The organism is Vibrio salilacus (genome assembly GCF_002811245.1).
GTDB lineage: Bacteria > Pseudomonadota > Gammaproteobacteria > Enterobacterales > Vibrionaceae > Vibrio > Vibrio salilacus.
Genome location: NZ_NIVQ01000008.1, coordinates 1 through 13,875 on the forward strand (window position 1 = coordinate 1; position 13,875 = coordinate 13,875).

The 13,875-nt window shown below is 45.9% G+C and carries 15 protein-coding genes; 14 read left to right on the forward strand and 1 reads right to left on the reverse strand.

Going from position 1 to position 13,875, the window contains the following annotated elements; translation table 11 throughout:
- Positions 1–436 (reverse strand): ISAs1 family transposase (locus tag CDZ87_RS07415; RefSeq protein WP_157806457.1); only part of this gene is annotated, 436 nt, incomplete at its 3' end.
- A gap of 380 nt (positions 437–816) precedes the next feature.
- On the opposite strand from CDZ87_RS07415, the gene torE reads away from it, so the two are divergent.
- The 14 genes from torE to tolA all read left to right on the forward strand — a co-directional run bounded on the left by torE (position 817) and on the right by tolA (position 13,875).
- Positions 817–996, forward strand: coding sequence for a trimethylamine N-oxide reductase system protein TorE (gene torE, locus CDZ87_RS07420; protein ID WP_100752944.1), 180 nt, complete (start codon positions 817–819; stop codon positions 994–996).
- A gap of 52 nt (positions 997–1,048) precedes the next feature.
- Complete coding sequence (gene torC, locus CDZ87_RS07425; protein WP_100752946.1) at positions 1,049–2,233, forward strand: pentaheme c-type cytochrome TorC; 1,185 nt, start codon at positions 1,049–1,051, stop codon at positions 2,231–2,233.
- 24 nt (positions 2,234–2,257) lie between these two features.
- Complete coding sequence (torA, locus tag CDZ87_RS07430) at positions 2,258–4,720, forward strand: trimethylamine-N-oxide reductase TorA (RefSeq protein ID WP_100752948.1); 2,463 nt, start codon at positions 2,258–2,260, stop codon at positions 4,718–4,720.
- A 406-nt stretch (positions 4,721–5,126) separates the two neighbouring features.
- Positions 5,127–5,648, forward strand: a complete 522-nt coding sequence (gene ruvC, locus CDZ87_RS07435; protein WP_100752949.1) for a crossover junction endodeoxyribonuclease RuvC — start codon at positions 5,127–5,129, stop codon at positions 5,646–5,648.
- Between the two features lie 158 nt (positions 5,649–5,806).
- Complete coding sequence (ruvA, locus tag CDZ87_RS07440; RefSeq protein ID WP_100752950.1) at positions 5,807–6,424, forward strand: Holliday junction branch migration protein RuvA; 618 nt, start codon at positions 5,807–5,809, stop codon at positions 6,422–6,424.
- A gap of 11 nt (positions 6,425–6,435) precedes the next feature.
- On the forward strand, positions 6,436–7,440 hold the full coding sequence (ruvB, locus tag CDZ87_RS07445) for a Holliday junction branch migration DNA helicase RuvB (protein WP_100752951.1): 1,005 nt from the start codon (positions 6,436–6,438) through the stop codon (positions 7,438–7,440).
- A gap of 458 nt (positions 7,441–7,898) precedes the next feature.
- Positions 7,899–9,491 (forward strand): cytochrome ubiquinol oxidase subunit I, encoded by a 1,593-nt coding sequence (gene cydA / locus CDZ87_RS07450; RefSeq protein WP_100752953.1) that lies wholly within the window; start codon positions 7,899–7,901, stop codon positions 9,489–9,491.
- Between the two features lie 15 nt (positions 9,492–9,506).
- Positions 9,507–10,643 (forward strand): cytochrome d ubiquinol oxidase subunit II, encoded by a 1,137-nt coding sequence (gene cydB / locus CDZ87_RS07455; RefSeq protein ID WP_100752954.1) that lies wholly within the window; start codon positions 9,507–9,509, stop codon positions 10,641–10,643.
- 12 nt (positions 10,644–10,655) lie between these two features.
- Complete coding sequence (cydX, locus tag CDZ87_RS07460; RefSeq protein ID WP_000270284.1) at positions 10,656–10,763, forward strand: cytochrome bd-I oxidase subunit CydX; 108 nt, start codon at positions 10,656–10,658, stop codon at positions 10,761–10,763.
- Positions 10,756–11,064, forward strand: coding sequence for a cyd operon protein YbgE (ybgE, locus tag CDZ87_RS07465; protein WP_100752956.1), 309 nt, complete (start codon positions 10,756–10,758; stop codon positions 11,062–11,064). Before cydX ends, ybgE begins: the two co-directional genes overlap by 8 nt.
- Positions 11,065–11,235: 171 nt before the next feature.
- Positions 11,236–11,655 carry a tol-pal system-associated acyl-CoA thioesterase gene (gene ybgC, locus CDZ87_RS07470; RefSeq protein ID WP_100752957.1) on the forward strand — a complete coding sequence of 140 codons (420 nt, stop codon included), beginning with the start codon at positions 11,236–11,238 and terminating at the stop codon, positions 11,653–11,655.
- Positions 11,645–12,343, forward strand: a complete 699-nt coding sequence (tolQ, locus tag CDZ87_RS07475) for a protein TolQ (protein WP_038176861.1) — start codon at positions 11,645–11,647, stop codon at positions 12,341–12,343. Before ybgC ends, tolQ begins: the two co-directional genes overlap by 11 nt.
- Positions 12,344–12,348: 5 nt before the next feature.
- Positions 12,349–12,792: an ExbD/TolR family protein gene (locus CDZ87_RS07480; RefSeq protein WP_038176860.1), complete on the forward strand. Its 444-nt coding sequence runs from the start codon at positions 12,349–12,351 to the stop codon at positions 12,790–12,792.
- 12 nt (positions 12,793–12,804) lie between these two features.
- Positions 12,805–13,875, forward strand: a complete 1,071-nt coding sequence (gene tolA / locus CDZ87_RS07485; protein WP_100752959.1) for a cell envelope integrity protein TolA — start codon at positions 12,805–12,807, stop codon at positions 13,873–13,875.

Below are 13,875 nucleotides of genomic sequence, written 5' to 3' on the forward strand. Positions count from 1 at the left end.
CAGTTTTTAACTGTCCCAACACAAGTTTGTTTGATGATGCATAAGCACTGATCATGTGAATGGTGCTCGCTCTGTCTTCACGAGTGTAGGAGCCTCGAAGTGTTTTGCCATCAATTGCAATAACTTGACCTTGGGTAAGAGTATGTATTGACGACATCCAGTTGATGAAGCACTCATGAAAAGACTCTGGTTCAATCGTCGATATTATGCGAGCAATCGTGTCATCAACAGGAATGCCGTTCACAAAGAGGCCATTACGCTTGAACCAATCATGGTGTCCGAGAATGTATTCACGGATATCAAACCAACCTTTTGCGCCCGCTATCACCGCACATAATGAGCCAAAGAGGACTTCAAACAGGCAATAAGTCACTTTTGCACTTTGGCGTTGGTCAGTAATCGTTTGAAAATGTTCTTTAAAGTGGTCAATGTGCATGGTGCTCTCCCGAAAAAGGGAGTATATGATCACAGCTAAATGTGATCGTCAAATCGATCGTTATTTTGATTAAAAAATGTTCACGATCTCACCCTGGTATTCGTGTCGGAAATAGGGCCAGTTTTTGGGTGTTTTTAGGCTTTTTATCGCTCTAAACCCTGTTCATATTTGTTCATAAATAATGGCATGTTGACATATTGCAGCACGATTAAACACATCTCTGGTTGAGCTCAAAAAAGTGTGGAATAACAAGCTTCATAAGCGATGAATTAATTGAACCTTACTCTTAGTATGGTCTAATCTGTTCACTAGAGATTGTAAAAAATTCAGCTCATCTAATTGAGCTAACCAATAACACTAAATACAAAATAGGCAAATGTATGAGTGATGTTAACAAAACTGAGAGTAATGAAAAACGCTCTCTAGAGTGGAAGTCATTCTTCTTCATCGCGGTTGTTCTTTTTCCGGTTTTAAGTGTGGCGTTCGTCGGCGGTTACGGATTCTTGGTGTGGATGCTCCAAATGTTTGTAATGGGACCTCCGGGCGCGCACGGCATGTAAAAGTCCGTGAGCTCAACACTACATTTTTAAAAAGATTTGAAGAGAGCAAACCATGAAATCAATGATTGTTAAACTGTGGCGCACAATGCGGCGTCCAGCTGTCCACATCAGCCTAGGTGTGCTGACCATGGGCGGCTTTATTGCTGGGGTTATCTTCTGGGGTGGTTTTAACACCGCACTAGAAGCGACCAATACAGAAGAATTTTGTATTAGTTGTCACACCATGCGTGACAATGTTTACGTTGAACTACAAGAAACGGTTCACTGGAAAAACCATTCAGGGGTTCGTGCGACCTGTCCTGATTGCCACGTACCACACAATTGGACCGACAAGATTGCACGTAAGATGCAGGCTTCCAAAGAAGTGTTTGCTCAGGTGTTTGGCAATTATGACGAACCCGGAGTATTTGAAGAGCGTCGTATCGAATTGGCCAAACATGAATGGGATCGTTTCTCTGCTAATAAGTCGTTAGAGTGTAAAAACTGTCACAATTACGATTCAATGGACTTTGAACTTATGTCTCCGACAGCGCGCATTCAAATGAAGCAAGCGGCAGAGAAAGATCAAAGTTGTGTTGATTGTCACAAAGGCATCGCACACAAACTGCCCGCAGGTATGGATAGCATCGGTGGCATTGTTGGCGACTTAGAAGCGCTTGCCTCGAATACTAATTATTCGGTTGGTCAATCATTGGTTAGTGTACGTCACCTGCCGATTTACTTTGATGGGCAAGGTACGACAGAAGCGGGCTTGCTTAACCCTGCATCGACGGTAAAAGTGATTGAAGATAAAGGCGATTATGTCGCGATCGAAATTGATGGTTGGCGAAAGGCCAAAGGCTTTGGTCGCGTTATCCAAGAAGACTTTGGTATGAACATCGCGGTGGCCTCTTTGCTTAAAGAAGCTTCAATGGACGCCAAGGTGGTCAAAACGGGCGAGAAAAAAGTCGATGAACTGACAGGCCTGCCTTGGGAGAAAGTTTCAGCTAACGTTTGGCTTAAGAAAGAGTCGATGCTAAACGACATCACGCCAGTGTGGGAAAAATCCAAAGAAGCCTACAAAACCAACTGTTCGGTTTGTCATACCCAGCCAGCAGAAGAGCACTTTGATGCCAATACTTGGCCAGGTATGTTCGACGGTATGCTTGCCTTCGTTAACCTAGATACAGACAGTGAAGCACTTATCTTGAAGTATTTGCAAAAACACTCTTCAGATTATGTTGAAGGTCATCACTAATAAGCGTCGGATGGAGTAATTTAAATGGCTATTACACGAAGAAGTTTTCTCAAAGGCGTTGCAACAACAAGTGCAGCGTCGGTCATTGGTCCGAGCTTATTAGTGTCTACTTCTGCCCATGCGGTAGAGAGCACTGGAACTTGGAAGGTATCTGGTTCTCACTGGGGGGCGTTCCGTGCTCATATTTACGCAGGTAAAGTTCAAGAGATCAAACCGTTAGAATTAGATAAAAACCCGACCGAGATGCTTAACGGCATCAAAGGTATTATCTACAGCCCATCACGTGTTCGTTACCCTATGGTGCGCTTAGATTGGCTCAAAAAACACAAATACAGCGCAGAAACACGCGGTAATAACCGTTTCATTCGCGTCACTTGGGATGAAGCGTTAGATCTGTTTTATCGTGAACTCGAGCGAGTACAAAAAGATTACGGCCCTTGGGCACTGCACGCTGGACAAACTGGTTGGAACCAAACTGGCTCATTTAACAACTGTACGGCGCACATGCAGCGCGCTGTCGGTATGCATGGCAACTTTATTACTAAAGTGGGTGACTACTCAACCGGCGCAGGCCAAACCATTTTGCCATATGTGCTTGGTTCTACCGAAGTGTATGCGCAAGGCACCTCATGGTCTGAAATCTTGAAACATTCAGACAATATCGTGATGTGGGCCAACGATCCGGTTAAAAACCTCCAAGTGGGGTGGAACTGTGAAACCCATGAGTCGTTTGCTTACCTTGAGCAGTTAAAAGAAAAAGTCGCTAAAGGTGAAATCAATGTCTTATCGATTGATCCTGTTAAAAATAAAACCCAGCGCTATCTCGACAATGACCACCTTTACATTAACCCACAAACCGATGTGGCATTTATATTGGCGGTGGCTCATGTACTCTACAACGAAGACTTATACGATAAGCAATTTATCGATACTTACTGCCTAGGCTTTAACGAGTTCATCCAATATGTTCAGGGTGAAACCAAAGATAAAGTCGCGAAAACTCCAGAGTGGGCAGCGGAAATTTGTGGCGTAAAAGCTGATAAGATTCGTCAATTTGCTCGAATGCTGGTTAACGGCCGCACTCAAATCTTGATGGGATGGTGTATTCAGCGTCAAGAGCATGGTGAGCAGCCATACTGGGCCGCTGCGGTTGTCGCTGCGATGGTGGGTCAAATTGGTCTGCCTGGTGGTGGCATTTCATACGGTCACCACTATTCAAGTATTGGTGTGCCATCGACCGGTTTTGTCGGGCCTGGTGGCTTCCCACGTAACCTAGACACGGGGATGAAGCCGAAATGGGACAACAACGATTTCAACGGTTATAGCCGCACGATTCCGGTCGCGCGCTGGATTGACTGCCTGTTAGAGCCGGGCAAAGAGATCCGTTACAATGGCGGTAAAGTGAAGCTTCCAGACTTCAAAATGATGGTGATTTCAGGTAACAACCCTTGGCACCACCACCAAGACCGCAACCGTATGAAGCAAGCGTTCAAAAAACTGCAAACCGTAGTGACGATTGAGTTTGCGTGGACGGCATCCTGTCGCTTCTCAGACATCGTGCTACCAGCTTGTACTCAGTGGGAGCGTAACGATATCGACGTTTACGGTTCCTACTCAAGTAAAGGCTTGGTCGCCATGCATCGCTTGGTTGATCCACTGTTCCAATCGAAGCCGGATTTCCAAATCATGAGTGAGTTGACTCAGCGCTTTGGCCGTCGTGATGAATACACGCGCGGTATGAGTGAAATGGAGTGGATCGAAAGCCTCTATAACGATTGTCGTAAAGCGAATAGCGGTAAGTTCGATATGCCAGAGTTTGATGAGTTCTGGGACAAGAGCGTGCTTGATTTCGGTGAAGGTAAACCTTGGGTTCGCCACGCTGACTTCCGTCAAGATCCAGAAATTAACCCACTGGGCACTCCTTCTGGCTTTATCGAAATTACTTCACGTAAAATTGGCCGTTACGGCTATGAACACTGTCAAGAGCACCCAATGTGGTTTGAAAAAACCGAGCGTTCACACGGTGGCCCAGGTTCAGAGAAGCATCCGTTCTGGTTACAGTCATGTCACCCAGACAAGCGTCTTCACTCGCAAATGTGTGAAGCTGAAGCGTTCCGTGCGACCTACGCAGTACAAGGTCGAGAACCGGTTTACATCAACCCACTTGATGCCAAAGATAAGGGCATCAAAGAGGGCGATTTAGTGCGTGTTTACAACGACCGTGGCCAATTGCTTGCGGGTGCAGTACTGAACGACAGCTACCCACGTGGCGTCATTCGGATTGAAGAGGGGGCTTGGTATGGCCCACTCAACGAGAAAGAAGGGGCGATTTGTACCTACGGCGATCCAAATACGCTAACGTTAGATATCGGCACGTCAGAGCTTGCACAGGCAACCTCTGCCAATACCTGTATCGTCAACTTTGAGAAATTCACCGGTAAGGTACCACCAGTGACCGCATTTGGTGGTCCAATCGAAGAGGCATAACTATTTTGTGACTGATGACATCATAAGCGATGCTCTGTCCATAGTCGGAATCCATAATAAACGGTGGCCACGGTATTTGTGCCACCTTTAATACTGGTATCATAAATGTGAACTCGGTAGTGTTCGTTTTTGTTGAGCAAATAGACAATACCAAGGGGTAATGCTCTAATTGACCAAAACGCATACTAAAGAGTGTCATATGTCGCAAAATTATCGTTTATCCAACGAGCAGTGGGTTACGGTGAACAATCGCGACCTGGCATAACCCCATTGATGTTGGCCGATCCGACGCCAGTGCTAGAAGTGGCACTTGAGGCCGGTTTGTCCAGCCGTGCAATAATTACCTCGCTATAGTGGTCGAGCTAGATTAAGATCACTGGCCGTTTTAGCGATAATTAACAATCTCATGTCCATCATCTTAGGTATCGACCCAGGTTCACGCATCACAGGCTATGGTGTGATTCGACAAACGGGTCGCCATCTGCTTTATCTTGGCAGTGGCTGTATTCGTACTTCAGAAAAAGAGCTGCCAGGCCGACTTAAGCAAATCTACGCAGGAGTGTCTGAAATCATTACTCAGTTTCAGCCTGATGCCTTCGCTATTGAACAAGTTTTTATGGCGCGTAATGCAGACTCTGCCTTGAAATTAGGTCAAGCACGAGGCAGTGCTATCGTAGCGGCGGTCAATGCTGACTTACCCGTTTACGAATATGCGGCAAGGCTCGTTAAACAAGCGGTGGTCGGTAACGGTGGCGCTGATAAAGATCAGGTCCAACACATGGTGCAAAATATGCTCAAGTTACCCGCTAAACCGCAAGCAGATGCCGCGGATGCGTTGGGCGTTGCAATTTGCCACGCCAATACCAACAAAACTCTCGTTGCACTTGCAGGTAAAGCGACCAAAGCGCGTCGCGGTCGATATCGCTAGTTTCCCCTTGTGTCAGCATAGTTGTCCCCTTGTGTCAGCATAGTTGTCGCCTTGTGCGATTCGCTCACGCCTTTTTGATCCTCGCTTAATAAAGAACTGGATGTCTATCCAGTTCTTTATTATCCTGTCGCAAATCCATTTTTCCAAGAGTAATCACCGTGATTGGACGTCTACGCGGCATTCTAATTGAAAAACAACCTCCCCAACTGCTTATTGAAGTGAATGGTATTGGCTATGAAGTCCAGATGCCGATGAGCTGCTTTTATGAACTGCCAAATGTCGGTGAAGAAGCGATCATCTATACTCATTTTGTTGTTCGAGAGGATGCTCAATTGTTGTATGGTTTTAACCATGTTAAAGAGCGTGCGTTGTTTCGCGAAGTGATTAAAGCTAATGGCGTTGGCCCTAAATTGGGCTTAGGCATTCTATCGGGCATGACGGCCAGCCAGTTTGTGGCTTCAGTAGAGCGTGAAGATGTGTCGACTTTAGTCAAATTACCTGGCGTTGGTAAAAAGACCGCCGAACGGTTAGTGGTGGAGATGAAAGACCGTCTCAAAGGTTGGGGGGCTGGCGATCTGTTTACACCGTTTACTGATGCCGCTGAGACGGACAGTTCGCCTCAATTAGCTCAGTCAAGTGCTGAGGAAGAAGCGGTAAGTGCACTACTGGCATTAGGCTACAAGCCGACACAAGCATCTAAAGTTGTCTCTCAGGTAATGAAAGCGAATATGAGCAGTGAGCAGCTTATCCGAGAAGCGCTTAAGTCGATGGTATAGAGGCATAAACTATGATTGAAGCGGATCGCCTGATCGCACCTGACAATAGTGTCTACCGAGAAGAAGACATTATTGATAGAGCCATACGGCCGAAAAAACTTGAAGACTATAAAGGGCAAGATCATGTACGCAGCCAAATGGAAATCTTTATCAAGGCTGCGCAACTAAGAAGTGAAGCATTGGATCATTTACTCATTTTTGGCCCACCGGGTTTGGGAAAAACCACATTAGCCAACATCGTCGCCAACGAAATGGAAGTGAATATCCGCACTACATCAGGGCCGGTATTAGAAAAAGCGGGCGATCTTGCTGCGCTGTTGACCAATCTCGAAGAAAACGATGTGCTATTTATTGATGAGATTCACCGCCTGAGTCCAGTGGTTGAAGAAGTACTTTATCCTGCGATGGAAGACTATCAATTGGATATTATGATCGGGGAAGGGCCCGCTGCTCGCTCAATTAAAATCGACTTACCTCCGTTTACACTGATTGGTGCGACAACAAGAGCGGGCTCGTTAACTTCACCATTGCGTGACCGTTTTGGTATTACTCAGCGTCTTGAGTATTACAATATCCCTGACTTGCAAAACATTGTGCAACGCAGCGCTGATTGTTTAGGGTTGTCGATGGAAGCAGAAGGGGCCTTAGAGGTGGCACGACGTGCTCGTGGCACTCCACGTATTGCGAACCGATTATTACGTCGAGTTCGTGACTACGCTGAAGTGAAAGGTAACGGGCATATATGTCTCGATATGGCTGACAAAGCGCTTAACATGCTTGATGTTGATGCCAAAGGTTTCGATTACATGGATAGAAAGCTTTTGTTAGCGATTATGGAGAAGTTTGGAGGTGGTCCCGTAGGGCTTGATAACATGGCAGCGGCGATCGGTGAGGAGAAAGACACCATAGAGGATGTACTCGAACCTTATCTTATTCAACAAGGGTATTTGCAAAGAACGCCAAGAGGACGAGTTGCAACTGACCGTGCCTATCTTCATTTCGGAATTGAAAAATAAGTTTCCACTAGCCAGCAGTCACATGCTGGCTTTTCAATTTAGTGATCATGTTCACATTAATAAAACTTCCTTGGCAGTAGATACGTAGCACAATTGAATGAGTTGTTAACCGCTTGTTTTGCATAAATAGTGATTATCATCTTTGCAATAACCGGTTTGCAACAAAATATAATGCAATCCATTGATGCAGATCAATATGATGGTTTTATGGCCAGGTTTGGCGCACGGAATTTGATTTAAATCAAAGCGCAATCAGGCTATAAACCTTTTGAAACAATCATTTTTTAGCAGTAGTATTAGGGCTAGCTGTATTAGCTATCGCTTAACAATTAACTAACCATCACAGTACATTTTTGCAACAAGAAGCCGATGTTTGGTAACAGTGTTCGAGTTTGATTAACTCTGACTCACAATGCAATAATGTGGAAAGTGTCTTCAGCCGACACATAGGAGTAAACATGATTGACGTAGACGTAGTTGATCTGTCGCGGTTGCAATTTGCACTGACAGCGATGTATCACTTCCTCTTCGTACCTTTGACTCTAGGTATGGCATTCCTACTTGCCATCATGGAATCTTTGTACGTAATGACGGACAAGCAAATCTACAAGGACATGACCAAGTTCTGGGGTAAGCTTTTTGGTATTAACTTCGCATTAGGTGTGGCCACGGGCCTTACCATGGAATTCCAGTTTGGTACTAACTGGTCCTATTATTCACACTATGTTGGTGATATTTTTGGTGCACCACTGGCGATTGAAGCACTGGTCGCATTCTTTTTAGAATCCACTTTTGTCGGTTTATTCTTCTTTGGCTGGGATCGCTTATCAAAACGTCAACACTTAGTTGTCACTTGGTTAGTCGCATTAGGTTCTAACTTCTCTGCACTTTGGATTCTTGTTGCTAACGGTTGGATGCAAAACCCTGTAGGGGCAGAATTCAACTTTGAAACCATGCGTATGGAAATGGTCAGCTTTTCTGAAGTTGTACTTAACCCAGTTGCTCAGGTTAAGTTTGTTCATACAGTAGCTTCCGGCTACACCACTGGCGCGATGTTTATTCTTGGCATCAGCTCTTACTACCTACTCAAAGGCCGTGATGTTGCTTTCGCTCGTCGTTCATTTGCTATTGCTGCCTCGTTTGGTATGGCTGCCATTTTATCGGTTATCGTGCTAGGTGATGAGTCTGGTTACGAGCTAGGTGACGTTCAAAAAGTCAAACTTGCGGCAGTAGAAGCCGAATGGCACACCGAGCCTGCGCCTGCTGCCTTCACACTGTTTGGTGTTCCAAACCAAGATGAGATGCACACAGATTTCGCGATCAAGATCCCTTACGTTATGGGTATTATTGCAACGCGTTCATTTGACAAGCAAGTCACAGGCCTTCATGACTTACGTGACGAACACGTAGAGCGTATTCGTACCGGTATATACGCTTATGAACTGCTCGAAAAACTGCGTGCTGGTGACAAATCAGCAGAAAACCAAGCGGCGTTTGATGAAGTAAAAGGTGATTTAGGTTACGGACTGCTGCTTAAACGTTACACCGAACAAGTCGTCGATGCGACGGAAGAACAAATCCAAGCCGCCGCGGATGATTCAATTCCAACCGTGTGGCCACTGTTCTTCTCGTTCCGTATTATGGTGGCTTGTGGTTTCATCATGCTGTTTGTTTTCGGCGCCGCGTTTATTCAAACATGTCGCCAAAAGATCGAACAAAAACGTTGGATTCTTAAAGCGGCACTATTTAGCATTCCATTGCCTTGGATTGCGATTGAAGCTGGTTGGTTCGTTGCAGAATTTGGTCGTCAACCTTGGGCTGTTGGTGAAATCTTACCAACCCATGTGGCTGCTTCTGCACTGACTATCACTGAGCTGTGGACGTCACTATTTGCCATTCTAGCGCTGTATACCGTGTTCTTGATTGCAGAAGTTTACCTCATGGTGAAGTTTTCGCGCAAAGGACCAAGTAGCCTGAAAACAGGGCGCTACCACTTCGAACAGAATATCGACACTGTTGAAGATAAAGTTAGCCGTCAAGTAGAAGCATAAGGCAAGGAGAGAACAATGTTTGATTATGAAATCTTGCGATTCATCTGGTGGGTACTGATTGGTGTGCTACTGGTTGGTTTTGCTGTGACTGATGGTTTCGATATGGGTGTGGGCGCGCTTGTGCCCGTGATTGGTAAAACTGACACAGAGCGCCGTGTGATGATCAACACCATCGCACCGCACTGGGATGGCAACCAAGTCTGGTTAATCACCGCTGGTGGCGCTTTGTTTGCAGCATGGCCACTTGTATATGCAACGTCATTCTCAGGTTTTTACCTGGCTATGTATATTACCCTTGCGGCGCTGTGGCTACGTCCTTTGGGCCTAGACTACCGTTCTAAGATTGAAAACCCACAGTGGCGTAATGTGTGGGATGGCGCTATCTGTTTCAGTGGTGCAGTGCCTCCAGTTATCTTCGGTGTCGCTTTTGGTAATTTGCTACAAGGCGTTCCATTTGAGCTCAATGACTTACTGATGTCTCAGTACAAAGGCACCTTCTTTGCTCTGCTTAATCCATTTGCTTTGCTATGTGGTGTATTAAGCCTGATGTTGTTTGTTCTTCAGGGTTCAACTTGGTTACAGATGAAAACCACTCAAGCGCTGCATGTGCGTGCTCGTAATACCGCGCAGATTGCAGGTCTGATTGTCGTTACACTGTTTGTAATAGGTGGCTTTTGGGTTCAGTCTATTGAAGGTTATGTCATTAACAGTACTCTAGATACCTTCGCCGATTCAAACCCATTGAACAAAGAAGTGGTGACTCAAGCAGGTGCCTGGATGACAAACTTCGCAACCTATCCAGCGATGTGGGCGGCACCGATCTTAGGGGTATTTATGCCGCTACTTGCCGTGGTCGCTTCTCGTTTAGAGCGTGGTGGCTTTGCCTTCCTATTCTCTAGCTTGGCCAACGCTGGTGTGATTTTAACCGCCGGTTTTGCGATGTTCCCGTTTGTCATGCCGTCAAGCCTTGTGCCTAACCACAGCTTAACCATGTGGGACTCAACAGCAAGTGAGTTGACGCTAGGTCTAATGACGGCGATTGCTGCGGTAATGGTTCCTGTGATTCTTGGCTACACGACTTGGACTTATTACAAAATGTTCGGTCGCTTAGATAACAAGCACATTGAAGACAACGACGTTTCAGCTTACTAAGGAGCATTGACTATGTGGTATTTTGCATGGATTCTAGGTGTACTATTGGCTTGTGCATTTGGCATCATCAACGCTCTTTGGTTAGAGCACTCTGAAATGATGGACAAAGACAGTGAGTAATCTCTCTGAGCAGGTGGCGAAACTTCATGCCCCTGTTGATAAGGCTCTTTTGAGAGCCTTATCTCTGGTTCTTGGTTTTTATCATGTCGCAATGGTAATGTGGAATCCAGAACTCTATGCAGCATCGATTGGCGGTTTTAACGGCCTGATTTCACCGATGCTGATTTGGGCGGTGTGCTCAAGTATGGTATTTGGGCTGGGTTTTAAACCACGCAATTGGTACTGGCAGTTGTTGTTTAGCCCTTATTGCAGTTTGACCATCTTAATGTATTTATCGGTACTACGTTTAACCTCGTTTTGAGCTTAATGACAAACCGGTTGTATAAAAAAAGCGCGACTCATTGAAGAGTGAGCGCTTTTTTTTGTTTCAAGTTTTGAATTCATCGATTTACCCTTGCATTGTGGGTGACGAGTTGCGTTATAGTATCGAGTCAGAAAAGTAATTGGTGATAATTCACTGGTGGGGAGTAAGGTGCAACAGCAAGCTGCGACTTTTGAATGGCCGGTAACGGTGTATTACGAAGATACTGATGCCGGTGGCGTTGTATATCATTCGAACTATCTCAAATTCTTTGAGCGGGCAAGAACAGAACTGCTTCGCACAATTGGTGTGTCGCAACAGGTGCTGTTGGAACAAAACTTAGGATTTGTAGTCCGACACATGGACATTGATTTCTTACAAGGCGCGCGTCTCGATGACCACCTGACAGTGACGACCAAAATTGCTGACCTGAAAAAAGCCTCATTGGTCTTCTGTCAGGAGATCGTTAATCGTGATGGCAAAACATTGTGTAAAGCAATGGTTAAGGTAGCATGTATCGATAATAAAAAAATGAGGCCGAAAGCGATGCCTAAATCAATAGTGATGGAGTTAACTTATAGTGACCGCTGATATCTCGATGCTCGATCTGTTTTTGCAGGCTAGCCTGCTTGTAAAAATGGTAATGCTGATTCTTTTAGGTATGTCGATCCTTTCTTGGGCGATGATCATCAAACGTAGCAAAGTATTGTCCCAAGCCGCGAAAGATACCGAAAAATTCGAAGACCAGTTTTGGTCGGGGACTGACCTATCGATCCTTTATCAAAATGCTAAAAAACGTAAAGATGAATTAACCGGCACTGAAGAGATCTTCTATTCAGGTTTTACCGAATTTGCGCGTTTACGTAAATCTAACTCTGGCTCACCAGATTACATTATGGAAGGCACTGGGCGTACCATGCGTGTTGCGGTTGCGCGTGAAGTAGACGAGTTAGAGAGCCATTTGCCTTTCTTAGCAACAGTCGGCTCTATCAGTCCTTATATCGGCTTGTTTGGTACGGTATGGGGCATCATGCATGCGTTCATCGCATTAGGTGAAGTTAAGCAAGCAACATTAGCCATGGTGGCTCCGGGTATCGCGGAAGCCTTGGTTGCAACCGCGATGGGCTTATTTGCCGCGATTCCTGCTGTTATGGCCTATAACCGCCTCAGCAACCAAGTGGGTAAGCTTGAGCATAACTATGCGACGTTTTCTGAAGAGTTCCACAGTATTTTGCACCGTCAAGCCATGGCTGGGCGAGACACAGTGCATAAGGATTAATGGTAATGGCTGGTTACCAAACGAAAAAGCGAAAACTGACGGCTGAAATCAATGTGGTTCCTTACATCGACGTGATGTTGGTGCTGCTGATCATTTTCATGGTTACCTCTCCCTTTGTTACTCAAGGGGTCGATGTTGAATTGCCAAAAACCGCCACGGCTAAACCGGCTTCCGATCTTGCAGGTGACAGTGATGCTAGCTTTATCATTGTTGAAATCGACAAAGAGGGTAATTTGGGGCTTAGCGTCAATGATGAAGAAGTCACGCGCGGTATTTCGTTGCAAGATGTGATTGTCCGAGTCAAAGCTGAGTTATCACTTAAACCCAATTCACCGGTTGCGGTGGGTGGAGATGCAGCCACGCCATACGCTGATGTGGTTTTGGTTTTAGACGAATTGAGTCGCGCTGGTATCCCGAAAGTCGGGTTGCTGACGGACATAAAGGAATAACGTTCGCGATTCATGAAAGAGAAGCAAATTAAAAAAAGTAGCGACTACAAAAAGCCGATTCTAATCTCGGCCGCTTTGCATGGGTTATTGATTATCGCCCTTATCTGGGGCACGGACTTTACCATGTCCAAGCCAGAGCCGAGCGGCAGAATGGTTCAGGCGGTGGTGATAGATCCGGCACTGGTTAAGCAACAGGCGCAGCAAATTCGTAGTCAGCGTGAAGCGGCGGCGAAAAAAGAGCAAGATCGCCTGGATAAACTGCGTCGGGAAAGCGAGCAGCTCGAAAAAAATCGTAAGATAGAAGAAGAACGTATCCGCAAGCTCAAAGAGCAGCAAGTTAAAGAAGCTAAAGCGACCCGTGAGGCAGAAAAGCGTCGCGCAGAAAAAGAAAAACAGCGTCAAGCTGAAGAAAAACGTGCTCAAGAAGAAAAGCAGCGCGCGGTTAAGCTCGAGCAAGAACGTAAAGCGAAAGAGCAAGCAGTCAAAAAAGCGGAACAAGAACGTTTAGCCAAAGAGGCCGCCATTGCGAAAGCAGAGCAAGAGCGAGTGGCACGCGAAAAAGCGGCGAAAGAGGCTGAAGAAAAAGCCCGTCGCGAACGTGAAGCCGCCGCCAAAGCGGAACAACAACGTATAGCGCAAGAAAAGGCCGCAAAAGAAGCGGCGGAAAAAGCCCGTAAAGAAAAGCAGCGTTTAGAACGTATTGAGCGAGAGCGTAAAGAGCAAGAAGCCGCACTGAATGACATTTTTTCTGGTCTTGAGTCGGAAGCCGAGCTCAACTCCTCAGCGCGTTCTAAGTTTGTTGCCAATGAAGCACAGCGTTATGGTGCGATTTATACGCAGCTGATCCAACAAAACTTATTGTTGGAGGACAGCTTTCGGGGAAAGTCTTGCCGAGTTAACTTACGTCTGATCCCAACCGGAGCAGATGCAATTTTGGGCAATCTCTCGGTTCTAGAGGGCGACAGCCGTTTATGTGCGGCAACCAAGCGAGCCGTGTCTCGTGTAAACAGTTTTCCATTACCGAAAGACCCAGATATTGTCAACAAAGTGAAGAATATCAATTTAACCGTAGTACCTGAGTGA